Genomic DNA, 25992 nt, shown 5'->3' on the forward strand with positions numbered 1-25992 from the left:
CGCACGCAAGGATCCTGCGTGGGGGTCAGCCCCCGACGACGCGGCGACCCTCGAAGGCACGACCGAGCGTGACCTCGTCGGCGTACTCCAGGTCGCCGCCGACCGGCAACCCCGACGCGAGCCGTGTGGTGCGGATGCCCATCGGGACGAGCAGCCGGCTGAGGTAGGTCGCCGTCGCCTCGCCCTCGAGGTTGGGGTCGGTCGCGATGATGACCTCGGCCACGGTGCCGTCGGCCAGGCGCGTCATGAGCTGCTGGATGCGGAGGTCGTCCGGTCCGATGCCGTCGATCGGGCTGATCGCCCCGCCGAGCACGTGGTACAGCCCACGGAACTCCCGGGTGCGCTCGATCGCCGCGACGTCCTTCGCTTCTTCCACCACGCAGATCGTGGCCGGCGAGCGGCGGGGGTCACGGCAGATGCTGCACTGGACGTTCTCGGTGACGTTGCCGCAGATCTCGCAGAAGCGGACCCGCTCCTTGACGTCGGCGAGCAGCTCGGACAGCCGGCTCGGGTCGAACGACTCGGTCTGCAGGATGTGGAAGGCGATGCGCTGCGCCGACTTCGGGCCGATGCCGGGCAGTCGGCCGAACTCGTCGATGAGGTCCTGGACGATCCCGTCGTACATCAGGCACCGTCCTGGTGGAGAGCGGTCTCCTCGATGAACTGGGCGTTGAGGATCTCACGCACGACGGCCTCGCCGTACCGGCCGGCGACCGGGGCACGGCGCGCGGGCGGTGCGGTGCGCGCGGGAGCGGCGGCGGGCTGGGCCGCGCGCTGCGGTGCGGCCTGCTGCGCCGGGGCCGCCGGCGCCGCGACTGCGGGCGCTGCGGTTGCGGGCGCGGAGCCGCGTCCGATCCCAGGGTCGGGGAACGGTGCTCCGTCGTCGTACGGTTCGTCGTCGAGCGGGTAGTCGTCGACCGGTACGCCCGGCACGACAGGACCGCCGGGAGGCACGACTCCGGCTCCGGACGCCGCCTGCGGACCCGGGGCGGTCGGCTGGTCGGGCTGCCCGGCCGTGGCACCGGCCGGTCGCGCGGGTGCGGCCGACGGTGCCGGCTCGGTCGGCTGGGGCGTGCTCGTCTCGGCGGGGGCGACCGGCGCGGACGCCGGCACGGTGCCGAAGGGTGCTGCCCAGCTGGGCTCGACGGACTCCGGGACGGCGTCGACGGTGGGGTCGCTGGCCGGGATCGTCGCGACCGCCCAGTCCGTCACCGGTGCACCGGAGGGAGCGGGGGTCGGCTCGGCCGGTGCCTGGTCGCGCTGCGGTGCGGACGCGGTCGACGCTGCCTTCGGCTCCGGCGCTGCCTTCGGCGCCGGGTCTGCCGTCGACCGGGGTGTTGCCGACGCGACCTTCGGCTCCGTGGCAGGGGCGGCCGTCGGCGTCGGGACGGCAGCGGACGCCGGCGCCTCCGGTGCTGCAGGTTCCGATGCCGGTGCCGGTGCCGGTGCCGCGGTCGGGGCGGCGGCGGGCACCTGCGCAGCGGGCGCCGGACGCTTCGCAGGCGCGGCCTGCTGTGCCGGAGCCGACTGCTGCTGCTGCTGCTGCTGCTGCTGCTGGGGACGCTGCTGCTGTCCGGGCCCGCGGGCGACGAACTTCACGCGGAGCCCGAGGACGTCCACGATGGCGGCACGGAGCAGTTCGCTGACGCTGGCCGAGGGGTCGGACATCTCCTTGAACGAGGCGACGTCCTGCTGGCTCGGGAACGTCAGCGTCAGCACGTCGTCGCGGAGCGCGGTGACCTGCGCCGTGACGACCACCGACCACGCCGAACGCTTGGCGTGCTGCACGTGCTCGACGATCTGCGGCCAGGAGTCGCGCATCTGCTGGAAGCCGACGGCACCGACGGTCCGGACGGCGGGCTCGTCACCGATCGTCGTGCCCTGACCGGTGGACGACGGACTGACCGGCTCGGCCGCGGGCTTCGCGGGCGAGGGCTCGGGCTTCGCGGGCTCGGGCTTCGCGGGCTCGGTCGAGGTCTGCGCGGGCGCTCCAGGAGTGCTCGGAGCGACCGCTGCCCACGACGCTGCGGCGTCACGAGCCACGGCTCCGGAGCCGGCCTGCGGCGCGACGGGCTGCTCGACGGGACGCTCGGTCGTCGTGCGAGCCGCTGCCGGAGCGGGCGTCGGGGCGAGGGAGGGAGCAGGAGCTGCGGGAGCCGCGGCCGTCGGCTGCTCACGACGGGGTGCAGCGGCGACTGCGGGAGCGGACTGCTCGCCGGCGCCGGCCTGGTGTCCACCGGCGTCGCCCACACCGACACGACGTTCCAGCCGCTCCACCCGGGCGAGGGCCCCGCGCTGGGTGTCGTCGGCCTCGGGCACGAGCATCCGGGCCGTCATGAGTTCGAGGTGCAACCGGGGCGAGGTCGCGCCGGTCATCTCGGTGAGCGCCCGGTTCGCGATGTCGGCGGAACGGGAGAGCCCCGTCGCGCCGAAGACCCCGGCCTGGCGGCTCATGGTGTCGAGCTCTTCCGGTGAGACCCCGCGCAGGACGGCAGCGGCGCTCTCGTTGGTCGCCGCGACGACGATCAGGTCGCGCAGGCGCTCGAGCAGGTCCTCGACGAAGCGGCGGGGGTCCTGTCCGGTCTGCACGACACGGTCGATCGCGGCGAACGCGGACGCCGGGTCGGCGACGGCCAGGGCGTCGACGACGTCGTCGAGCAGGGCGGCGTCGGTGTAACCGAGCAGGGCCACGGCACGCTCGTAGGCGATCGCACCGTCTTCGCTGCCGGCCATCAGCTGGTCGAGCAGCGACAGGGTGTCACGGACGGATCCGCCGCCGGCACGCACCACCAGGGGCAGGACGCCGGGGGCCACCGACACGGACTCCTGCGTGCAGAGCTGCTCGATGTACTCGAGCATGACCGCGGGCGGGACGAGCCGGAACGGGTAGTGGTGGGTACGCGACCGGATGGTGCCGATGACCTTCTCGGGCTCGGTCGTCGCGAAGATGAACTTGACGTGCTCCGGCGGTTCCTCGACCAGCTTGAGCAGCGCGTTGAACCCCTGCGGCGTCACCATGTGCGCTTCGTCGAGGATGAAGATCTTGTAGCGGTCGCGAGCCGGGGCGAACACGGCCCGGTCGCGCAGGTCACGCGCGTCGTCGACACCGTTGTGGCTCGCGGCGTCGATCTCGATGACGTCGAGCGAGCCGCTGCCGTCGCGGGCGAGTTCCACGCAGCTCGGGCAGACACCGCAGGGGGTGTCGGTCGGGCCCTCGGCGCAGTTCAGGCAGCGCGCGAGGATGCGGGCCGAGGTCGTCTTCCCGCAACCACGCGGGCCGCTGAACAGGTAGGCGTGGTTGACGCGGTTCATGCGGAGCGCCGTGCGGAGCGGGTCGGTGACCTGCGACTGCCCGATCAGCTCGGCGAAGTTCTCGGGCCGGTAACGGCGATACAGGGCGGTGACCACGCGACAAGGGTAGCCGTCACGACCGACAACCCGCGTGCCCGTCCACAGGTCGTCCCACCGGGCCGGATGACCCGCCGGCGGTGGGCCGAGCGCCCGGACGGCACCGCGCCTCCCGTCCGTCTGGTCGACGGGCGGGAGGCGCGGTGTGTGACGCTGGTGCGGACTCAGCCGCGGGTGCGGCGACGGAACCCGCCGGCGAGGCGGGAGAGCCCCAGCAGCAGGAACCCGAGGGCCACCAGGCCCGCCGCGGTGCCGGCGATCGGGACGACGTCCGCGCCGGTCCAGGCGAGGTCACCGTTGCCGTTGCCGGAGCCACCGGTCCCGGTGCCCGAGCCGTTCGCGGAGCCACCGTCGGTGCCGATGCCGGTCCCGGTGCCGGTTCCGGAACCACCGCCGGTCCCCGGCGTGCCGGGCAGACCGGGCGCACCCGGCGTTCCGGGGGTGCCGGGCGTTCCGGGCGTCCCCGGGTTCCCGGGCGTGCCCGGCTCCTCCGGGTCCACCGCGTCGTCCATCACCATGACGCGGAGCATCTGCGCCTGCGAGGTGAACCCGCCGACCGACTGGGTGACTCGCAGCACGTGGCCGCCGACGGGCAGCCCCACCATGACCCACCACGTGCCGTCCTCGTCGGCCGTCGTGGCGACCGCGTCGCGGCCCATCGGCTGCACGGTGACCGTCGCGCCGGGCTCGGCGGTGCCCGTCACCATCAGGTCGTGGTCACCGTCCTCGTCCGCCATGTACTGCGAGCCCGGCGTCGGCGAGGTGACCGCGAGCGGCTCCAGGGTGTCGACCACGACCGGCACCCGGGGCGCCGTCGAGGTCGTGCCGTTCACCGACTGGGTGGCACCGATCGTCCACTCACCCTCGGGCACGCGATCGAACACGACGCTCCACGCGCCCTCGTCGTCGGCGGTGGTGGTGCGGACCTGCCCGGTGGACAGGGTCACCGTCACCGCGGCGCCCGGGGTGGCCTGACCGGTCACCGTGAACGAGCCGGTGTCGCCGAAGCCGTCCGCCGGGATCAGCTGCCCGGGGTCGGGGCTCGTGATGACGATGCCCGTCTCCTGCGCGGCCACGACCGTGACGTCGACCGTCACCGGGTCGGAGGTCCGACCGCCGACCGTCTCCGTCACCGACACCGTGTGGTCCCCGACGGGGACCCCACCGATCGTGACCGTCCACGAGCCGTCGTCGCCGGCGGTCGTCGTGGCGGTCCGGCCGTCGACGTCGACCGTGACGGTCGCACCGGGCTCGGCGGTGCCGCTCACCGGGACCGAGGTCGTCGACCCCGTGGTCGGGAACGCCTGGCCGTCGGTCGGGCTCGAGATGACGACCGGCGTCGCGGCCGTCACGGTGAAGCCGACCTGGGGAGCGTCGGTGGTGGCACCGTCGACCGTCTGGCTGGCGGCGACCGTGTGCGATCCCTCGGCGACGTCCGGCACCGTCACGGACCACGCACCGTCGTCGTCCGCGGTCGTGGTGACCGCGGTGCCGTCGTCGATGCGGACCGAGACGGCGGCGTTCGGTGCGGAGGTACCGGTCACGCGGACGTCGGTCGAACCGCCGAGCACGCGGACGTCGGCGCCGTCGGCCGGGCTGGTCACGACGATCGCGTCCGCAGCGGCGACCACGACGGTCACGTCGCGCTCGATCGCATCGGACGTCGTGCCGTTCACGACCTGGGTGACGACGAGCGTGTGCTCGCCCGCCGGCACGTCGACGAGGGCGGTCTCCCACCGTCCGTCGGTGCCGACACGGACCACGACCGGGTCGGCGTCGTCGAGGACGACGCGGACCGTCGCACCGGGCTGGCCCACGCCGCCGACCGGGACGGTCGCGGTGGGGTCGGTGCTCGGCACGGTGAACGTGGTGTCGTCCGCCGGGGCGGTGACCGTCAGCGCGGCACCGGGTGCCACGGTGAAGGTGCTGCCCACCGCTGCGGACGTCGAGCCGTCCACCGTCTGGGTCGCACGGATCGTGTGCTCACCGACGGCGGTGTCCGGCAGTTCGACGCTCCAGGTGCCGGCGTCGGTCGCGGTCACGGTCCGGGCGTCGCCGCCGTCGATCGTGACGCGGACCTCGGCACCGGGCTCGGCGGCCCCCGCGGCGGTGAGGGTCGCGACCGAGTCGCGCTGGGCGACCCGGATCGTGGTCCCGTCCGCCGGGGTGGCGATCGTGATCGGGTCGGCGACGAGGACGCGGACGTCCACCGTCACCGGCGCGGACTCGGTGTCGCCGATGCGCTGCGTGACACTGACGGTCGTGGTGCCGGCCGGCACCCCGGGGACCGAGACGCTCCACGCGCCCTCGTCGTCCGCGGTGGTCGACTCGGTGCGACCGTCGCCCAGGTCGACCACGATGGTCGCGCCCGGCTCGGCGGTGCCGGCGACGTCGACCGTCGTCGTGCCGTCGCCGTCGGCGACCGTGTACTCCTGGTCGGCCGTCGGCTCCGTGATGACGACGGGTGCGCCAGCCTCGATCTCGAACGTCGTCTCGACCGGGGTGGTCGAGGTCGAGCCGTCCACGGTCTGCGTCACCTCGACGGCGTGCTCGCCGACACCGAGGTCCGGCACGTCGACGCTCCACGAGCCGTCGTCACCGGCGGTGACCTCGACGGGGTCGCGGTCGTCGACGGTGACCGTCACCGTGGCGCCGGGCTGGGCGTCACCGGCGACCGTCACGGTCGTCGTCGCGTCGCCGTCGGCCACCGTGATGGGGTCGTCGCCGGGCTCACGGATGACCAGGGCCGCAGCGGCGACCACGGACACCGGTCGTTCGACCGCCGCGCTCGTGGTGCCGTTCACGGCCTGCGTGACCGAGGCCGTGAACGAGCCGGTCGGCACGTCCTCGACCGTGGTCGCCCAGCGGCCGTCCTCGTCCACGGTCGCCGTGGCGCTCCCGCCGTCGCCGAGGTCGACCGTGACCGTCGCGCCCGGCTCACCGGTGCCGGCGAAGTCGACCCCGGTGGTGGCGTCGTCGTCCGCCACCGTGACGGTGGTGGCACCCCGCGGCGTGGACACGACGAGCGGGGCTCCGGCACGGACCGACACCGCGGCCGTCACCGGCGTCGAGGTCTGCCCGCCGACGACCTGCGTCGCGGTGACGCGGTGGTCGCCGACCGGGACGTCCTGGAAGGTGGTCTCCCACCGGCCGTCCTCGTCCGCGGTCACCGTCTCGGCCTCGCCGGTCGAGAGCCGGACCGTCACCTCGGCGTCGGGCTGCGCCCGACCGGTCACCTCGACGTCGGCGGTGCCGGACGTGTCGGCGACCGTCAGGACGTCGCCGTCCTCCGGGGTCACGATGGCGAGCGCGGTTCCGGCCCGCACCGTGACGGTCTGGTCCGGACTGGAGGCGGTGGTCCCGCCGACCGTCTGGCTGGCGGTGAGCGTCGGGGTGCCGACACCGACCCCACCGAACGTGACCGTCCAGTCGCCGTCCGCGTCCGCGGTGGTGGTCGCCTCGTCGTCGCCGAGTCGCACCGTCACCGGCGCGCCCGGCTCCGCCGAACCCGTGACCACGACGTCGCGCGTGGCGTCGGCGTCCGGCACGAGGAGGACCACGTCGGTCCCCGGTGCGGTGATCGTGACCGCTTCGGCGGCCTCGATCGTGACGGCGCGCTCGACCGGGTCGGAGGTGCGCGGGTCGGAGACGGTGCCGGCCAGGGTCTGGGTGACCGTGACCTGGTGCACGTCGACGCCGAGGTCGGGGAACGTGACCGACCACGTGCCGTCGGCACCGATCGTCGTCTCCCGGTCGTCGGACCCGGCGAGGGTCGCCGTGACCGTGGCGCCGGGCTGGCCGGTGCCGGTGACCGTGACGTCGCGCTCGACACCGGGGCCGGCGACCGTGATCGGGTCCGTGTCCGGACCGGTGATCGTCAGCGCGTTGGCCGTGACGACCTCGAAGGTGATCGGGACGGCGCTCGTCACGACGTCCTCCACCTCCTGGCTGGCCGACGCCGTGTAGACGCCGGTCGGGGCGAGACCGGTCGCGTCGACCGCCCACCGCCCGTCGTCGTCAGCCGTGGTGGTGAACCGGGTGCCGGGTCCGACCGAGACGGTCACCGCGGCACCGGGCTCGGCCGTGCCGGTGATCCGGACGGTCGCGGTGGCGTCGGCGTCGACCACGACGAAGCGTGCGCCGCTCGCCGGGGTGTCGATGACGATGGCGTTGCCGGGGATCACGGTGAAGTCACGCGTGACCACCGGGCCGTCGGTGCCGTTCACGGTCTGCACGGCCTCGACGGTGTGCTCGCCGATGCCGAGCTGCGTGGTCGGGAGCTCCCAGTTGCCGGCCGTGTCCGTGACGACCTCGACGGAGTCGCCCTCGTCGATCGTGACGGCGACGGTCGCGCCGGGCTCCGCGGTGCCGCGGACGACCACGTTGGCCTGCCCGCCGGTGCCGGCGGGGACCTGCTGGGCGTCACCCGGTGCCACGATGACGAGCTCGTCGCCGGCCCCGACCGCGAAGTCACGGTCGACCGGTGCCGAGGTCGCACCGTCGACGGTCTGGGTGACCGTCGCGGTGTGGTCGCCGGTGCCGACGTCGGTGAGGACCACCGACCAGGCACCCTGCGGGTCCGCCGTCGTGGACACCGCGTCGCCGTCGTCCAGGACGACCTCGAGGCGGGCGCCGGGCTGCGCGGTGCCCCGCACGGTGACGTCGACGACGGAGTCGTCGGTGGCGACCGTGACGGTGGCGTCCTGCGCCGGAGCGGTGACGGCGAGCGGGGCGCCCGCCTGCACCGTGACGACCTGGCGGACGGCCGGCGAGGTGGTCCCGCCGACGGTCTGCGTCGCTGAGATCGTGTACCGACCGACCGGGACGTCGGTGACGGTCAGCGTCCACGTGCCGTCGTCGTCGGCCGTCGTGGTGGCGGTCAGCCCGTCGCCGAGCGAGACCCGCACCTCGGCGCCGGCCTCGGCCGTGCCGGCCAGGTCGAGGTCGGTGGTGGTGTCGACGTCGAGGACGGTGACCACGTCGCCGTCCTCGGGCGAGGTGATCGCGAGCGGGTCGCCCGCCTCGACGGTGAAGGTGGTCTCGACCGGGCCGGACGTGGTGCCGTCGACGCTCTGACGCGCCGTGACGGTGCGCTCCCCGACCGGGACGTCGGCGAAGGTCGTCGTCCAGGCGCCGTCCTCGTCGGCGGTGACCGCGGCGGCGAAGGAACCACCGATGCCGACGGTGACCCGGGCGTTCGGGGCGGCCGAGCCGGACACCGTCACCGGGGTGGTCGAGCTCTCGTCGGCGACGGTGATGGTGCTGCCGTCGGCGGGCTCGTCGATGGTGAGCGCGGGGGCCGCCGTCACGGTGAAGTCCCGGGTGACCGGGGCGCTCGTGGTGCCGCCGACGGTCTGGGTGACCTCGGCCGAGTACTCCCCGGCCGGGACGTCCGTGACGCTCGTCGACCAGGTGCCGTCGGCGTTCGCGCGGGTGGTGGCGGTCAGGCCGTCACCGAGGTCGACGTCCACGCGGGCACCGGCCTGTGCGCTGCCGGAGAACGGGACGGACCGGGTGTCGCCGGCGAGCGGGAAGTCCTGGTCCGCCGTGGGGGTGTCGACGGTCAGGCCGGCCGCGGCCACGACCCGGAAGGACCGGGTCACGGGTGCCGAGGTCGTGTCGCCGACCGTCTGCGTGGCGCTCGCCGTCTGCTCGCCGACCGGGACCTCGGGGACGGTGATGCTCCAGGCGCCGGCGTCGTCGGCCGTGCCCGTCGCGGTCACGCCGCCGCCCAGGTCGACGCTGATGCGCGCGTTCGCCGTCGCGGTGCCCGTCAGGGTGACGGGGGCGGTCTCCCCCGTCGTGGTGAAGGTCTGACCGGCCGTGGGCGTGGTGATCGTCAGGGCTCGCTGGGCGACGACGGAGAAGTCCTGCGTCGCGGTGCCGGCCGCGGTGCCGCCGACCGTCTGGGTCGCGGTCGCGGTGTACGAACCGGTGGGGACGTCGGGGATGGTCGTCGTCCAGGTCCCGTCGGCAGCGACGGTCGCGGTGCCGGTCCGGTCCCCGCCGAGGCTGACGGCCACGGAGGCGCCGGGCTCGCCGGCCCCGCTCACGACGACGCTGCGGGTCGAGGTCGCCGATGGCACGGTGAACTGCTGTCCGGCCGTGGGCGCCGTGATGGTCGGGGCCGCGAAGGCCGTGGCACGCACGGTCGAGGTGGCGAGGTCCACGGTGGCGACGTTCACCCCGGGGAGCACGGAGAGCCGCAGGGCGTGCACGCTCCGCGATCCGGTGTCGAACCCGCGGGGGTCGCGGAAGCCCGTGGTGTCCTGCGCGTTCACGGTGAGGTCGACGACCTGACGGAGCAGCAGCACGACGGGGCTCAGCAGGGTGGAGACGGCCGAGGTCGTCGCCGTGAGCGTCGTGCCGAGGTTCGTCAGGGCCGTGCCCGTCACCAGGGGACGCACGATGGTCTGCAGTGCCGGGATGACGACGGTGTTGACCGCCGGGGCGAGCAGGGTGCCGAGCACGTTCAGGCCGAGGGGCCCGCCCGTCGCCGTCACCGTGGCTGTGGCGGGCGACGTGCCGGCGAGGGCGCCGAGCGTGGTGTCCGCCCGTAGGGCCAGTGCGGTGAGCGGGATGCCCGCGAGGTTGACGTTCGCGGTGACGTTCACCCGCACGGCGGTCGAGTTGATCGTGTTGACGACCGCGGTCTGCAGTGCGGTCGGCAGCTGCGTGCCGAGGATCGTCGTGATGCTCCGGTTGATCGAGCTCACGGCAGCCTCGGTCAGCACCGACGTGTTCGCCGGCTGACCGTTCAGCGTGGTGAGCCGGTCGAGGTCGACGGTGATCGCGCCGGTCGACGGGGTGATCGTCACCGCACCGTCCGTGAGCGGCTGCTGCAGCACCCGGGTCAGGGTGTCGTCGAGGTTCAGGTCGACGGTCGCGGTGACGGTCGTGCCGTTGAGGTTCACGAGTCCGAGGCTCGTCGTGCGGAGGAGCCGCTGCAGCTCGCTCGTCAGCGCCGTGGTCGTGCCGGACAGCGCCCCGTCCGCCCCGACCGCGGAGTTCACCGTGCCCGAGAAGGTGCGCAGGTCGTTCCGGAGCGCCGTGCTGAGTCCGGCGACCGCGGGGCTCGTCAGGTTCAGGTCCGCGCCGGCGATCCGGTAGTCCGTCGTCGTCCCGACCGTGGTGCCGCGCGTCGCCTGGATCCGGGACGCCAGCGCCCCGACCCGCAGCTGTGCGTTCGACAGCACCCTGGTGTCGGCGCCGACGCGTGAGAACAGCGGGTTGAGGTCCACCGTCGCAGCGCCGGTGCCGGACCCGGTGCCGACCCCGATGCCGCCGTCGTTCGTCAGGAGCCCCGACGAGGCGGTCGCGCCCGTGGCCGAGGTCGTGGCGTACTGGCCGTCGACACCGAGGGTCAGGATGCCGTTCGGGCCGAGCAGGTCGATGTCGTTGCCGAGGTCGACCCCCACGGCGTTGAGCGCCGTCAGGTTGAGCGGCTGATTCGTGGTGCCGCCGCCGGAGCTCGCCCCACGCGCGGAGTACGCGCCGCCGAGCTGGGCGACCGCGTCGGCGTTGACGATGCCGGAGCCGCTGAGCAGCAGCCCCTCGGCCTCGGCGACGTCGGTCTGGGCGGCCGCAGCGGGTTGGATCGCCACGGTGGCGGCGATGAGCGCCGTCACCGTGGCGACGACGCCGCCGCGCAGGAGGAGCCGCCGACCGTCCGTCGCTCGTCCTCGAGCTCGGCCGTCGGCGCGGGTGATCCGTCGTGTCCGTTCGTCCGCTGCGGAGGGTACGGGGGTACCGGGCAGCGACGCGTGCCTGCGCATGCGTGTCTCTTTTCCTGGCGGGCGCGCCCGCCACCTGATCCTCGGAATCCACCGCTGGTGAGGCGGTGGAGGCTCCTCCGCTGGTGAGGCGGTGGAGGGTCGGAACCCTGGTTGGGGATTCCTGAGGCAGATCTTTACACATGATCAGGTTCGTGTCCGCACGTGCCGCCGAAAAAGTGCGCCGGCCCTCCCGAACGGGGGTGGCGTCGGCCCGGAACAGACCCGGCGGAAACGAAGAAGACTCCTCACGCACCCGCCAGAGCCCGGTTACCCTTGCTGCGTTTCCGCCCTGGGGGAGTTGGCCTGGATGGCGTCACGTGAGGAGCCGCCGAGAAGTCTACCGGACGCGACGGGCAGACTCGAACACATGAAGATCGCCATCGCCGGAGGACACGGCCAGATCGCCCTGCTCCTCGCCCGCCAGATCACCGACGCCGGCCACGACGCCGTCGCGATCGTCCGCAACCCCGCGCACGTGGCCGACGTCGAGCAACAGGGGGCGCGTGCGATCGTCGCCGACCTGGAGCAGCTCGGCGACGACGACCTGGCGCTCCGCCTGCGCGGTGTCGATGCCGTGGTGTTCGCCGCCGGTGCCGGGCCGAACAGCGGCGCCGAACGGAAGCTCACCGTCGACCGTGACGGTGCGATCCTGCTCGCCGACGCCGCCGAGCGTGCCGGCATCGAGCGCTACGTGATGATCTCCGCGATGGCAGCCGACACCTACGACCCCGAGCTCGCCGTCGTGCCCGCGCAGGACGACGCCGCGGTGTTCCAGGTCTACCTGCGGGCGAAGGCCGAGGCGGACGCGAACCTGCGGGCCCGACGCCTCCGCTGGACGATCGTGCGTCCCGGCGGCCTGCTCGACACGCCGCCGCAGGGCACCGTCCACGTCGGCCGGACGGTGCCGCGCGGCTCGATCCCCCGCGCGGACGTCGCGACCGTCGTCCTGCACGCCCTGCTCGACGACGCCGCGGTCGGCGTGCAGTTCGAGGTCACCAGCGGCGACACCCCGATCCCCGCGGCGCTGGACGCCCTCACCTGACCGGTCCGCGCGGCCCGCACGGTGCACTGGACGCGGCCCACGGACGGCCAGGAGGCGCGGTGCCAGCCCGCACCGAGCCTCCCGGCCGCACCGTGCCAGCGCGACGATGCGAGGCGGCACGTGCCCCGCGCGTCAGAGCGCGACCGCAGCCGACTGCCGGGCGATCTCGAGCTCCTCGTTCGTCGGGATGACGAGCACCGCGACCCGTGAACCGTCCGTGGAGATGCGGCGGGCATCCCGCGACGCCAGCTCGTTGCGGTCCGGATCGATCTCGATGCCCAGGTGCTCGAGCCCTGCGAGCACGCGCCGCCGCAGCAGCGCGTTGTTCTCGCCGACCCCCGCGGTGAACACGACCGCGTCGAGCCCGCCGAGCTGTGCCGTGTAGGCGCCCACGTAGCGACGGATGCGGTGGCGGTACACGGCGAGCGCCGCCTCCGCCTGCTCGTCGCCCTTGGTGGCGGCGTCCTGCACGTCCCGCATGTCGCCGCTGCCGGTCAGGCCGAGCAGACCGGACCGCTTGTTGAGCATGGTGTCGAGCTCGTCGAAGGTCATCCCGGCCTCGCGGTGCAGGTGGATGAGCACCGCGGGGTCGAGGTCGCCGGAGCGGGTGCCCATGACGAGCCCCTCGAGCGGGGTCAGCCCCATCGAGGTCTCGATGGACCTGCCGCCGTCGATGGCCGCGACCGAGGCGCCGTTGCCCAGGTGCAGCACGATCGTCTTGAGCTCGGCGAGCGGCCGGTCGAGGAACTCCGCGGCCTGCTCGGAGACGTACTTGTGGCTGGTGCCGTGCATGCCGTAGCGGCGGATCCCGTACTCGGCGGCCAGGTCGGCGGGGATCGCGTACGTGTACGCGTGCGGCGGCATCGTCTGGTGGAACGCGGTGTCGAACACGGCGACGTGCGGGACGTCCGAGAAGACCTGCTTCGCGGCCCGGATCCCCTCGAGGTTCGCGGGGTTGTGCAGCGGCGCGAGGCTGTTGAGGTCCTCGATCTGCTGCTCGACCTGGTCCGTGACGACCGTCGCACGGTCGAAGGTGGTGCCGCCGTGCACGACACGGTGGCCGACGACGGCGGGCGGGTGTTCGTCGAACGACGGCCCGACCTTCGCGAACGCGTCGATCATCGCCTGGAACCCGGCCGCGTGGTCGGGCACCGACGCGGCGTCGTTCGACGACGACTCCCCCGTCAGCGCGTTGGTGTGCTTCCAGGCCCCGGCGGACTCACCGATGCGCTCGACGAGCCCGGAGGCGAGCGTGCGCTCGTCCTCGAGTTCGATGAGCTGGTACTTGAACGAGCTCGAGCCGGAGTTGACGACGAGGGCTGCGGTCACGGGGTGGTCACTTTCTGTCGGGTCTGGAGGCGCGGTGCGGGTCGGGCGGTCAGGCCGCGTCGGTCGCGGTGCCGGCCTGGATCGCGGTGATCGCGACGGTGTTCACGATGTCGCCCACCAGGGCTCCCCGCGACAGGTCGTTGATCGGCTTGCGCAGACCCTGCAGGACCGGGCCGATCGCCACGGCGCCGGCCGAGCGTTGCACGGCCTTGTACGTGTTGTTGCCGGTGTTGAGATCGGGGAAGATGAACACCGTCGCGCGGCCGGCGACCGGGGAGTCCGGCATCTTGGTCGACGCGACCGTGGGGTCGGCTGCGGCGTCGTACTGGATCGGGCCCTCGACGAGCAGGTCGGGCCGGCGTTCCCGCACGAACGCGGTGCCGGCGCGCACCTTGTCGACGTCGGCGCCGGAGCCGCTGTCGCCGGTGGAGTAGCTGAGCATCGCGACGCGGGGGTCGATGCCGAACTGGGTCGCGGTCTCGGCGGACGAGATCGCGATGTCCGCGAGCTGCTCGCTCGTCGGGTCCGGGATCACCGCGCAGTCGCCGTAGACGAGCACGCGGTCGGCGAGCGCCATCAGGAACACGCTCGACACGATCGAGGTGTCCGGACGGGTCTTGATGATCTCGAACGACGGCCGGATGGTGTGCGCCGTGGTGTGCTTCGCGCCGGAGACCATGCCGTCGGCGAGCCCGAGCTGCACCATCATCGTGCCGAAGTACGAGACGTCGGTGACGGTGTCGCGGGCGAGCTCGATCGACATCCCCTTGTGGGCGCGGAGCCGGGTGTACTCCTCGGCGAAGCGTTCCCGCAGCTCGGGGTCGAACGGCGAGACGAGCTGCGCGGCCTCGAGGTCGAGGCCGAGCTCGGTCGCCCGCGTGCGGATGGCGGCGGGGTCGCCGAGGATCGTGAGCTCGCAGACCTGGCGCTGCAGCAGGGTGGAGGCGGCGCGGAGGATGCGGTCGTCCTCGCCCTCGGGCAGGACGATGCGCTTGCCGTAGCTGCGCGCCCGGTCGAGCAGGCCGTGCTCGAACATGAGCGGGGTGACGACCCCGGACGGGGCGAGCTGCAGGCGGTCGCGCAGGGCCTCGGCGTCGACGTGCTGCTCGAACAGGGCGAGCGCCAGGTCGGCCTTCCGGGGCGAGTCGGCGGCCAGGCGGCCACGGGTCTGGGTGATCCGGAGGGCGGTGTCGTACGTGCCGAGGTCGTTCTGCGCGATCGGCAGCGAGCTCGACAGGCCCTCGAGCAGCCGGGACACCTGCGGGGCGATCTCGAACCCGCCGTTCAGGATGACGCCGGCCAGGCTCGGGAACGTCTCGGACTGGTTGGCGAGCAGCGTGGCGATCAGGACGTCGCTCCGGTCACCGGGGACGACGACTATGCCGCCCTCGATGAGCCGGGGCAGGACGTTCTCCATGCTCATGCCCGCGACGACGGTGCCGAGGGCCTCGCGGTCGAGCAGGGCGTCGTCACCGCGGACCAGGGTGGCGCCGGTGGCCTGCAGCAGGGCGCGGACCGTCGGGGCGACGAGGACGCGGTCCTCGGGGATCGCCCACACCGGGACGTCGGGGTGGTCGTCGTGCACGGCCTGCTCGACGCTCGTCACGATGGCGGCCAGGGCGTCCGGGTCGGCGCGGTTCACCACGACGCCGAACAGCTGCGCGTGTGCCGCCCGCAACTCGCTCGTCGTGACGTCCGCCACCTGCGCCATGCCCTCGGGAGTGCGGGCCGCGCGTTCGGCGGCGTCGCGGCCACCCAGCACGAGGAGCACCGGGGCGCCGAGGTTCGCGGCGACCTTCGCGTTGAAGGACAGCTCGGTGGGGCTGCCCACGTCGGTGTAGTCGGACCCGAGCACCACGACGGCGTCGCACTGCCGCTCGACCTGGGCGAACCGGGTGACGATGGTGCCGAGCGCCGCCTCGGGGTCGGCGTGCACGTCGTCGTAGGTGACCCCGACCGCGTCGTCGTACGAGATGCCGACGGCCGTGTGCTGCAGCAGCAGCTCGAGCACGTAGTCGGGTTCGACGACCGAGCGGGCGACGGGCCGGAACACGCCGACGCGACCGACGGACCGGGCAAGGGTCTCGAGGACACCGAGCGCGACGGTGCTCTTGCCCGTGTGCCCTTCTGCTGACGTGATGTAGATGCGGGTCGACACGACGCCCAGGGTAGTCGCCGCACATGTCACGACATCTGGGAGCACCGGCGCCGACGACACGCGGTCGTGAGCACCGCGGAGAACCTGTACCATTGGGTGTCGCCGTCGCGAGACGGTGTCAGGAGAATTCGCCTAGTGGCCTATGGCGCACGCTTGGAAAGCGTGTTGGGTGCAAGCCCTCGGGGGTTCGAATCCCCCATTCTCCGCAGCGAGCAAGGCAGAACCACCCACGAAGGACCCGCACCGATCGGCGCGGGTCCTTCGTCGTTCCGGTTGCGATCGGTCCCCCACCCTGCGGACGAGCGCGTGCCCTGTTCCCCCTCCGTTGACCGGGAAACGCCGACCAGGGGTGGAACGGGCTGTCCCCGGTACCCGTCGGTCGCCTATGCTGGCCGAGCGAACGGCTCCGGGACGAGCCGACCGCGGTGCATCGAGCGGCAGGGGCGTCGCTCGGAGGGCGTGCTGATCAGCGTGCCCGGAACACCCGAGGGGACGAGGAGACGCGCCATGGGGGACACCACCGTGCCCGCGGCAGTACCCGTGCGACCCGCCGTCTTCGACACGGTCCTCCGTCCGCGCCGGTCCCTCGTCCGTTCCACCGCGCTGAGCATCGCCTTCTCGGCCGTGCCGCTCGCCGTCGCCCTGGTCTGGGTCTCGTTCCCGTTCCGAACGTGGGCCGTGTTCGCCGGGGCCGTCGTCGCGATGGCAGCGGCCGTCGGCATCGTGTTCGTCCGACTGCACACCGCGTTCATCGGGATCGATGACGCCGGCCTGACGATCCGTGGCGTCCTCACGGCGCACCGTCGGATCCCCCGCGACCGCGTGCACAGCCTGGTGCTCGCCACGACGTTCGGCTCGTCGGTCGACCGGACCGTGCGGGAGCTCGTCGCCTTCGACCGGACCGGCACCCACCTCTTCCGGCTCCGTGCCGACGTGTGGGGTGACGACGGACTCGACCGGGTGGTCGACGCGCTCGGCGTCCAGGTCGTCGAGGAGGCCCGGCCGGTTTCCGCCCGCACCTTCGCGAAGCGCTACCCGACGAGCCGCGCCTGGTACGAGCAGCGGTCGGCGTTCCTGCTCGTCGGCGGCCTCGTCGTGCTGGTCGTGGGCGGGCTGCTCGCCGTCGAGTTCGCCGGCCTCAACGCCCGCTGACCGACCGGCGAGACCTTCCGCCGTCGCCACCGGGTCCGGGGCGGTCGCCTCGACCGCCCCGGCAGGGGCGGTGGGAGCCGGTGCTGCCGGAGGGGCGGGCTCCGCGTCGGGCGCGAGCCGCGCCTCCAGGCCGGTGGGTGGCGGGGACCCGACGACCGCGGGTTCCGCGTCGGCGGTGCGTCCCGCTGCTCCTCCGCCGCCGGCGCGGCGGCGAGCTCCTCGGCTCGCCGCGCCGCCTCGCCGGCGGCCCGGCGGTCCGGGTCGTCAGTGCGACAGCGCGGGGACCGTCCGGGGGCGGACCACGAACCAGAGCATCAGGATCGCGACGGCGGCGGTCGACGCCATCACCATCGCCATCGGGGTGGCCGTCGTGATGCCGAGCCAGCCGACCACCGGCGAGATGAGCCCGGCGACGCCGAAGTTCAGGGCACCGAGCACCGAGGCCGCGGTCCCCGCTTCCTTCCCGTGGGCAGCGAGACCGATGACCTGGACCAGCGGGAACGAGAACCCGCACGCGGCGATGAAGAACCACAGCGGCACCAGCACGCCGACCAGACCGGCACCGAGCTGGTCGAGGACGATGATCGCGAGGGACGCCAGCAGCAGGGTCGCGGTCGAGCACGCCAGGATCCACTGCGGACCGACCCGCTGGGCGAGCCGCGACGAGATCTGCACGCCGAGGACGACCCCGACCGAGTTGACGGCGAAGAGCAGCCCGTACTGCTGCGCGTCGAGCCCGTAGACCTGCTGGAACAGGAACGGCGACGCGCTGAGGTACGAGAACAGACCGCTGAACACCATGGCGCCGATGAGCGCGACACCGACGAAGATCCGGTCGGAGAACAGCGCCTTGTAGCGCTGGCCGATGGTGGAGTGCCCGGCCTCGTGCCGGCGGGCCGGCGGCAGGGTCTCGACGATGAGCAGGATCGACGCGATCACCACCGCCAGGCCGTAGCAGGCGAGGAAGACGAAGATGCCGCGCCAGCTGGTGAACTGCAGCATCTGCGAACCGATGAGCGGCGCGAGGATCGGCGCCAGGCCGTTCACCATCGCCAGGCGGGACAGCATCCGCACGAGCGGCTTGCCGCCGAACAGGTCGCGCACCGTCGCCATCGCGACGACACCACCGGCTGCGGCGCCCATGCCCTGCAGCACGCGGAACACCGCGAGCAGCTCGATGTCCGGCGCGGTGGCGGCACCGATCGACGCGGCGATGTGCACCGTCGTCGCGATGATCAGCGGTAGTCGGCGGCCCACCTTGTCGCTCCACGGGCCGACCAGGAGCTGCCCGATGGCGAAGCCGAGCGTCGTGGCGGTGAGCGTCAGCTGGACCGCGCCGTCGGTGACGCTGAACTGGTCCTTGATCGCCGGGAACGCCGGCAGGTACAGGTCGATCGTGAACGGACCGAGCGCCGTGAGGGCGCCCAGGACGAAGACGTAGACGAGTCGCTGCCCGCGGGAGAGCGAGTCTCCCGGGTGCAGGACGACCCGGAGCGAACCGGTGGTGGCGGGCGCGGTCACGAGACAGGAGTCCTTCGACGATGAGGGGGCGGGGGTGATCGCGGGTCGATCGAATCGATTCGTCCGCGGAACCATCCTACGGTCGCCGGTGCGTGCTCGGCGCCGCCCGTGCCGGCCGCCCGCGTGAAGCGGCTCGTGCTGCCACTCGGCCGCGCGGGGACCATGCGGTACCGTCGGACTGCTCGGGGGCCTTCCGGGTGAAGCGGATCAGAAGGGGGTGGGCGTCATGGTGGATGCCCGGATCCTGCACACCACTGCAGCGCTGCGCGAGGCGATCCTGCGACTCGCCGCGGACCGACCGGTCTCGGAGATCACCGTCGCCGACGTCACGCGTGCCGCCGGCATCAACCGGGCCACGTTCTACTCGCACGCCGTCTCCCCCGGGTCGCTGCTCGCCGACGTCCTGACGCCGGAACTCGACCGCATCCGGCAGGACGACGCCGACGAGCGCCGAGCCGCGGCCGACCGGGGCGCCGGAGCCGACGAGCTCGCAGCCATCACCCGGCGCGGCATCAACGCCGTGGTCGAGCACGTGACGACACACCGCGACATCTACGGCAAGGCGCTGCCGGACCCGAACGACGCGTCACTGCACCGGCTGCTCGTCGAGCACTTCACGGTGTCGAGCGCCCTGCACATCCGCGAGCTCGACCCCGCACGCCGGCCCGACCTGCTCGACGACGTCGCCGCGGGGTTCGTGGCGCAGGGCTTCGTCGGGGCGATCGAGGCTTGGCTCGCCGGGCCACGTCGGTCGCGGAAGGCGCTGGTGGAGACGATCACGCTGTCGTTCCCGGCGTGGTGGAGCTGAGCGGACCGTTGCACCCGATCGTGTGATCGCCTGCGCGCCCGTGCTCCCGTGGGTGCTGGCTTCCGGCCGTGCTCGTGCTGCGCGTGCCTACTCGGCGTCGGTCGTGTCGCCGTCCGCCGGGTCGGCCTCCGGCTTCTCGCCGCGCTGCAGGGACTGCACGACCTCGACCGCCGTCGCCGCGACGTCCGCGTCGTCGCCCACCGACGGCACGCGGTAGTCGGCGGACACCCCGTCGCCACCGGTGCCGGTCGCGGGCAGCGGATCGCCGAGGGAGACCACGACGACCCCGGCGTCGTGGGCCGTCTGGATCACACCGGTCAGCGCGGACGGTCGAGCGGCGTGCACGAGCAGGGCCTTGGCCCCCTTGCGCACGAGCTGAGCCACCGCGGTCTGCTGTGACGCCGCCGCGCCCGATGCCGGAGCGACCCGGACGTCGGGTCGGAACCCGGCGTCGGTCAGGTCGGTACGGAGTCGGGCGGCGAGGGCCGCGTCGTCGTGGAGCAGGACGACGCCGATCACGGCCTGCTTGTCGAAACCGCCGTCGGAGCTCGTCAGGTCGGTGCTCTGCACCGGCGTGGGGGCAGCCGACGTCGTGCCTTGGCACCCTGCCAGGGTCAGGGCCGCCGCCAGGGCGACGGTCACGGCGACGATGCGCAGCACGGTGGTCTCCTCTTCGGTCCGGTCTGCCACGCTACCCGGCAGCCGGCCCGTGCGACGACGGATTCGGCGACGGGACGGATCCGCCCGAGCCTGCCGCGACCGTCGTCGCCGGCGCGGGCACGGGGCCGAGCCGTCGGACGGCCGCGATCGCCAGAGCAGCGAAACCGATCATCGCCGCGAAGACCAGGGGGAACGACACCGTGCCGTCGGCGCCACCGGTCGCGGTGAAGAGCAGGCCGGTCACCGCGAGACCGATCACGCTGCCCGCGGCGTCCGCGATCGTCAGGGCCGAACTCGCGAAGCCGTCGTCGCCCTCGCGGGAGAACCGCAGGGTCAGCATCGAGGCGCGCGGGTAGATCGCGCCCATGCCCGCGCCACCGACGAACCAGCCGGCGACCAGCACCCACCACGACAGGTCGAACGTCGCGACCGCGAGCGCGGTCACCAGGCTGACGAGCACCAGCGTGAGCCCGACCCCGAAGGTGCGACGGGCGGTGAGCCGCTGCTCCCCCAGACGACCGTGCGCCCAACTCGACGCTGCCCAGCTGAGTGCCGCCACCGTCAGGGCCAGCCCCGCAGCCGACGGCGACAACCCGTGTTCGGCCTGCAGCAGGAACGGCACGTACGCCTCGCTGCCGAAGAACGACGCCGCGACGAGCCCGCGCAGCAGCACGACCGACGGCAGCCCGGCCGCGGCCCGGAACGTCCCGGTCGGCAGCAGCGGCCGCAGGGCGAACCAGGTGCCGACCAGCCCGACGAGCACCGCCGCGACCATGCCCCACGGGGTCAGGTCGGGCGCGACGTTGAGCAGCAGGATCGACACGGCAGCGGCCACCGACCAGCCGATCCTGACCCGCTGCCACGGCGGGCGGAGCGACGCGACCGGGGCGTGCACCCGGCCGAGGGTCGGCACGAGCAGGGCGAAGGCGACCAGCGCGATCGCCAGCGCCCCGGCGAACACCCAGTGCCAGTCCCAGGTGTCGGTGACGATGCCGGCCAGGGCGGGGCCGATCAACGCCGGCACGACCCAGGCGGCGGCGAACCCGGCGAACACCGGCCCGTGCAGCTCGGCGGGGAAGATCCGGGCGACCAGCACGTACAGCACCACGTCGATGGCCCCGGCACCGAACCCCTCGATGAGCCGACCGGCCAGGAACACCTCCATGGTCGGCGCGAGCATGACCACGGCGGTCCCCACCGCGAAGAACGCCGCCGACACCCACGCCACGATCCGGCCACCGGCGCGATCGGTCCAGTTGCCCGCGAGCACCATCCCCGGCACCCCGGCGGCGAGCGGGGCGGCGAAGGCGAGCGCGTACAGGGTCTCGCCGTCGAGGTCACGGCTGATCACCGGCATGATCGTCGTCATCGCCAGGTTCTGGAACGCCGCGACGCCGACGATCGCGACCATGCCGATCGTCGCGAGGGCGTACGGCCCGCTCAGCAGACTGGTCCGCGACGCCGTTGTGCTCACCTGGGACATCGTAGGGGCGAGGGGTGACGCTGTGGCAGCGTCAGCAGGTCACGCGTCAGCGCGCCAGCGCCTGCTCCAGGTCCGCCACCAGGTCGCCGGCGTCCTCGATCCCCACCGACAGCCGGACGACGTTCTCCGGCACGGCCAGCTCGGTGCCCTTCACCGACGCGTGGGTCATCTCGCTCGGGTACCCGATGAGCGACTCCACGCCACCGAGCGACTCGGCCAGGGCGAACAGCTCCGTCGACTCCGCGAACCGCTTCGCCGCCTCCGCGCCGCCGGACAGCGCGACCGAGAGCATCCCGCCGAAGCCGCGCATCTGGCGGGCGGCGACGTCGTGCCCCGGGTGGTCGGGCAGGCCCGGGTAGTAGACCCGCTCGACGCCGGGCGCGACGACGAGCGCCTCCGCGACGGCCTGCGCGTTCCGCGAGTGCCGCTCCATCCGCACCGCGAGCGTCTTGATGCCACGGGTGGTCAGGTAGGCGTCGAACGGCGACGAGATCGCCCCCGCGCCGAACTGCAGGAACTGCACCTTCGCCGCGAGTTCCTCGTCCGCCAGCACGACGGCTCCGCCGACGACGTCGGAGTGTCCGCCGAGGTACTTCGTGGTCGAGTACACGACGACGTCGGCACCGAGCGACAGCGGCTGCTGCAGGTACGGCGACGCGAACGTGTTGTCGACGACCACCAGGGCGCCCGACTCGTGCCCGAGGGTCGCGAGCGCGGCGATGTCGGCGATCTTCATGAGCGGGTTCGTCGGCGTCTCGACCCACAGCACCGTGGTGGCCGGCGCGCCCTGCAGCGCCGCGCGGACCTGGTCGAGGTCGCTCATGTCGACGACGACGAGCTCGACGCCCCACGGCACGTGCAGCCGACTCACCAGGCGGTGGGTGCCGCCGTACACGTCGTTGCCCATCACGACACGGCCACCCGGGACCAGCGCGGCGCGGAGCAGGGCGTCCTCGGCGGCGAGCCCGGACGCGAACGACGACGCCGCGACGCCACCGTCGAGGTCGGCGAGGAGCACCTGCAGCGAGTCGCGCGTCGGGTTGCCGGCGCGCGAGTACTCGTAGCCGTTGCGCATGCCGCCGACGCCGTCCTGCACGTACGTCGACGTCAGGTGGATCGGCGGGATGACGGCGCCGGTGATCTCGTCGGGCTCCTGGCCGGCGTGGACGGCCCGGGTGCTGAACTCGGTCATGCTCGGTGGTTCCTTACTCGGAGAGGTAGGTGAGGAGGTCGTGCCGGGTCAGCACGGTGACGGGCTTGCCGTCCTCGACGACGAGGAGCGCGTCGGCCGACTCGAGCGCACGACGCGCCGCGGAGACCGACTCGCCGACGCCGATGAGCGGCAGCGGGTCGCCGACGAAACCGGTGAGCGCGTCCGACATCTTCGCGGCGCCGGTGAAGACCTGCTCGAGCAGCGCCTTCTCCTCGACGGCGCCGACGACCTCGCCGATGACGACGGGCGGTTCCGCGCTGAGCACGGGCATCTGCGAGACGCCGTACTTGGTCATGATGTCGACGACGTCGCGCACCGTGTCCGCCGGGTGCGCGTGCACCAGGTCGGGCAGGCGGCCGTCCTTGCCGGCGATGAGCGAGCCGACGGTGCGCTCGTCATCGGTCTCGGCGAAGCCGTAGGAGCGCATCCACCGGTCGTTGAAGATCTTGCCGAGGTAGCCGCGGCCGCCGTCCGGCAGCAGCACGACGACGACGTCGTCCTCGGTCAGGTCCCCGGCCGCGCGGAGCGCCGCGACGACGGCCATGCCGCTCGAACCGCCGACGAGCAGTCCTTCTTCGCGCGCCAGGCGCCGGGTCATCGCGAAGGAGTCGGCGTCGGACACGGCGATGATCTCGTCCGGCACGCCGGCGTCGTACGCACTCGGCCAGAAGTCTTCGCCGACGCCCTCGACCAGGTACGGGCGACCGGTGCCGCCGGAGTACACGGAGCCCTCGGGGTCGGCCCCGACGATGCGGACGCCGCCGTCGGACGCCTCCTTCAGGTACCGTCCGGTGCCCGAGATCGTGCCGCCGGTGCCGACGCCCGCGACGAAGTGGGTGATCTTCCCCTCGGTGTCGCGCCAGATCTCCGGACCGGTGGTCTCGTAGTGGCTGCGGGGCCCGTTCGGGTTCGCGTACTGGTTCGGCTTGTAGGCGCCGGGGATCTCCTGCACGAGCCGGTCCGACACCGAGTAGTAGGACTCGGGGTGCTCCGGTGCGACCGCGGTCGGGGTCACCACGATCTCGGCGCCGTACGCCGTCAGCACGTTGCGCTTGTCCTCGCCGACCTTGTCGGGCAGCACGAAGACGCACCGGTAGCCGCGCTGCTGTGCGACCAGGGCCAGACCGACGCCGGTGTTGCCGGAGGTCGGTTCGACGATGGTGCCGCCGGGGCGCAGGTCGCCGGAGGCCTCGGCCGCGTCGATGATCCGGGTGGCGATGCGGTCCTTGGACGACCCACCGGGGTTCAGGTACTCGACCTTCACCAGGATGGTCGCCCGCACCCCCTCGGTCACCCGGTTGAGCTTGACGAGCGGGGTGTCGCCGACGAGGTCGACGACGGAGTTCGCGTAACGCACGCCGTCGAGTCTAGGACGCGGTCACCGCGTCCCGCTGGGATGTGTCGTGTGCGGACAACGCACCGGGATCCCGCGGCGGACGGCGCGCCCTGGTCGCGCCGCGCGCCGGACGGGAGGCCCGTGCGGGCGCCGCCACGGGCCTCCCGTCCGGCGCCCGGTCGCGACCACGACCGTCAGGGGCGGACGACGTCCGCCGACGTGTTCTGCTGCCGGTGCAGCTGCGCGTACGTGCCGTCGAGGGCGAGGAGTTCGTCGTGCGTGCCCTGCTCGACGATCTGGCCGTGGTCGAGGACGAAGATGACGTCGGCGTCGCGGATCGTCGACAGCCGGTGCGCGATGGAGATGGTGGTCCGGCCGGCCGCCGCCGTGTCGAGCGCCGTCTGCACGACGTGCTCCGAGATGGAGTCGAGCGCGCTGGTCGCCTCGTCGAGGACGAGCACCGGCGGGTCCTTCAGCATGACCCGGGCGATGGCGATGCGCTGCTTCTCACCACCGGACAAGCGGTAGCCGCGCTCCCCCACGACGGTGTCGTAGCCGTCCGGGAACGACGCGATCGTGTCGTGGATGTTCGCCGCACGGGCCGCACGCTCGAGCTCGTCGTCGGTGGCGTCGGGCTTGGCGTACCGCAGGTTCTCGCCGATCGTGGCGTGGAACAGGTACGTCTCCTGGCTGACGATGCCGACGTGCCGCATCAGGTCCTCGTGCACCAGGTCGCGGACGTCCTGCCCGGCGAACCGCACCGATCCCTCGGTCGCCTCGTACAGCCGGGGCACCAGGTAGGACACCGTCGTCTTGCCCGCGCCGGAGGGACCGACGAAGGCCGCGAACTGCCCGGGGCGGAGCTCGAACGACACCCCGCGCAGGGTCGGCTTGTCGGCTTCGCCGTCGGGGTAGGTGAAGACGACGTTGTCGAAGGCGACGTGGCCGACCTTCGACTCGTCCACGGGCCGGGCGGTCGGCGAGTCCGTGATGGCCGGCTCGAGGTCGAAGTACTCGAAGATGCGGGCGAAGAGCGCACCGGAGGTCTGCAGGTCGAGGACCACGCGCAGCAGCCCGACCGTCGGGAACAGCAGCCGGGACTGCACCGTCGTGAACGCGACGATCGTCCCGGCCGTGATCGGGACGTCACCGATGATCAGGTACGCGGCGACGACGTAGATGATCGCCGGGATGATCGACAGGAAGATCTGCACGATCGCGAAGAACCACTGCCCGGACATCTGCTGGCGCACCTGCAGGGTGATCTGGTTGCGGTTCTCGTCCCCGTAGCGGCGGGTCTCGCTGGCCTGCTGGTTGAAGCTCTTCGCGAGCAGGATGCCCGAGACGCTCAGCGCCTCCTGCGTGATGGCCGTCATGTCGGACAGCGACTCCTGCGTCTGCGCGGCGATGCGGGCCCGGACCTGGCCGACGCGGCGCTGCGCGATCACGAGCAGCGGCAGCAGGACCACGGCGACCAGCGTCATCTGCCAGCTCAGCAGGAGCATCGCGACCACGGCGGCGATCACGGTCACGGTGTTGCCGAGCACCGACGAGATCGTGTTGTTCAGCACGCTCGCCACGCCGCCGACGTCGTTCTGCAGGCGTGACTGGATGACGCCGGTCTTGGTGCGGGTGAAGAACGCGAGCTCCATCCGCTGCAGGTGCGCGAACAGGCGCATCCGCATCGCCCCCATGACCTTGTTGCCGACCGTCGCGGTCAGGTACGTCTGCCAGACGCCGACCCCGGCGCTCGCGATCCAGAGCAGGACCATCGCGGACACGAGCTCGACCAGCACCGGGACGTCGGGGCGACCCGACGGCGGGAACAGCCCCCGGTCGAACGCCTGCTGGGTGAGCAGTGGCGGCACGACCGAGATGGCCGCACCGACCAGCACGAGGACGACCGTGAGCATGATCGCCCGGCGGTGCGGCTCGAACAGCGCGGCGATGCGCCGGACCAGGTGCGGGATCTTCGGCGCCTCGGCGTTGGCGGCCTTCTGCGCGCGGAAGTCGCCGCTCGAGATGCGCCCACCCCCGCGCGGACCGCCGCCTCGCCCGCCGTGTCCCATGCTCATGGAGCCACCGTAGCCCCGCGCTCGGACATCGA

The 25992-nt window shown here is 72.9% G+C and carries 14 protein-coding genes, 1 tRNA gene and 1 other RNA gene; 4 read left to right on the forward strand and 12 right to left on the reverse strand.

The annotated features are described in order from the left end of the window. Positions 1–25: 25 nt before the first annotated feature. The 4 genes from recR to ffs all read right to left on the reverse strand — a co-directional run bounded on the left by recR (position 26) and on the right by ffs (position 11513). Positions 26–625: a recombination mediator RecR gene (gene recR, locus DEI85_RS11790; protein WP_017888680.1), complete on the reverse strand. Its 600-nt coding sequence runs from the start codon at positions 623–625 to the stop codon at positions 26–28. Next, entirely contained in the window at positions 625–3408 is a 2784-nt protein-coding gene (locus DEI85_RS11795; RefSeq protein ID WP_111123283.1) for a DNA polymerase III subunit gamma and tau, read from the reverse strand. The genes recR and DEI85_RS11795 overlap by 1 nt, the downstream gene beginning before the upstream one ends. Before the next feature lie 164 nt (positions 3409–3572). Next, positions 3573–11183, reverse strand: a complete 7611-nt coding sequence (locus DEI85_RS11800; protein WP_111123282.1) for a choice-of-anchor G family protein — start codon at positions 11181–11183, stop codon at positions 3573–3575. A gap of 233 nt (positions 11184–11416) precedes the next feature. After that, positions 11417–11513: signal recognition particle sRNA small type (gene ffs / locus DEI85_RS11805), an RNA gene on the reverse strand. A 37-nt stretch (positions 11514–11550) separates the two neighbouring features. On the opposite strand from ffs, the gene DEI85_RS11810 reads away from it, so the two are divergent. Next, on the forward strand, positions 11551–12225 hold the full coding sequence (locus DEI85_RS11810) for an SDR family oxidoreductase (protein WP_110861486.1): 675 nt from the start codon (positions 11551–11553) through the stop codon (positions 12223–12225). Positions 12226–12357: 132 nt separating this feature from the next. Here DEI85_RS11810 and DEI85_RS11815 read toward each other — a convergent pair whose 3' ends face one another. Next, positions 12358–13554 carry an acetate/propionate family kinase gene (locus DEI85_RS11815; protein WP_111123281.1) on the reverse strand — a complete coding sequence of 399 codons (1197 nt, stop codon included), beginning with the start codon at positions 13552–13554 and terminating at the stop codon, positions 12358–12360. Between the two features lie 49 nt (positions 13555–13603). Beyond that, positions 13604–15712 (reverse strand): phosphate acetyltransferase, encoded by a 2109-nt coding sequence (pta, locus tag DEI85_RS11820; protein ID WP_071405020.1) that lies wholly within the window; start codon positions 15710–15712, stop codon positions 13604–13606. A gap of 121 nt (positions 15713–15833) precedes the next feature. Between pta and DEI85_RS11825 the strand changes: the two genes are divergently transcribed. Further along, positions 15834–15918, forward strand: a tRNA-Ser gene (locus DEI85_RS11825). 301 nt (positions 15919–16219) lie between these two features. Then, positions 16220–16864, forward strand: coding sequence for a hypothetical protein (locus DEI85_RS11830; protein ID WP_111123280.1), 645 nt, complete (start codon positions 16220–16222; stop codon positions 16862–16864). A 264-nt stretch (positions 16865–17128) separates the two neighbouring features. Here DEI85_RS11830 and DEI85_RS11835 read toward each other — a convergent pair whose 3' ends face one another. Further along, the gene (locus DEI85_RS11835; protein WP_111090328.1) at positions 17129–18385 is read right to left on the reverse strand and encodes a multidrug effflux MFS transporter; all 1257 of its coding nucleotides are present in this window, start codon (positions 18383–18385) and stop codon (positions 17129–17131) included. A gap of 226 nt (positions 18386–18611) precedes the next feature. Here DEI85_RS11835 and DEI85_RS11840 point away from each other — a divergent pair, with 226 nt between their 5' ends. Further along, a complete protein-coding gene (locus DEI85_RS11840; protein ID WP_146238569.1) occupies positions 18612–19193 on the forward strand; it encodes a TetR/AcrR family transcriptional regulator in 582 nt (193 codons plus the stop codon). Between the two features lie 87 nt (positions 19194–19280). Here the strand turns inward: DEI85_RS11840 and DEI85_RS11845 are convergent, their stop codons facing one another. The 5 genes from DEI85_RS11845 to DEI85_RS11865 all read right to left on the reverse strand — a co-directional run bounded on the left by DEI85_RS11845 (position 19281) and on the right by DEI85_RS11865 (position 25954). Beyond that, a complete protein-coding gene (locus tag DEI85_RS11845) occupies positions 19281–19883 on the reverse strand; it encodes a substrate-binding domain-containing protein (protein ID WP_146238570.1) in 603 nt (200 codons plus the stop codon). A gap of 1 nt (position 19884) precedes the next feature. Further along, positions 19885–21327, reverse strand: a complete 1443-nt coding sequence (locus DEI85_RS11850; RefSeq protein WP_181420111.1) for an MFS transporter — start codon at positions 21325–21327, stop codon at positions 19885–19887. Positions 21328–21382: 55 nt separating this feature from the next. After that, complete coding sequence (locus tag DEI85_RS11855) at positions 21383–22528, reverse strand: cystathionine gamma-synthase (protein WP_110861500.1); 1146 nt, start codon at positions 22526–22528, stop codon at positions 21383–21385. Between the two features lie 13 nt (positions 22529–22541). Then, complete coding sequence (locus DEI85_RS11860; RefSeq protein ID WP_111123279.1) at positions 22542–23906, reverse strand: cystathionine beta-synthase; 1365 nt, start codon at positions 23904–23906, stop codon at positions 22542–22544. 173 nt (positions 23907–24079) lie between these two features. After that, entirely contained in the window at positions 24080–25954 is a 1875-nt protein-coding gene (locus DEI85_RS11865) for an ABC transporter ATP-binding protein (RefSeq protein WP_111090404.1), read from the reverse strand. Positions 25955–25992: the final 38 nt, after the last annotated feature.

The sequence above is a fragment of the Curtobacterium sp. MCBD17_026 genome, assembly GCF_003234895.2.
Lineage (GTDB): Bacteria > Actinomycetota > Actinomycetes > Actinomycetales > Microbacteriaceae > Curtobacterium > Curtobacterium flaccumfaciens.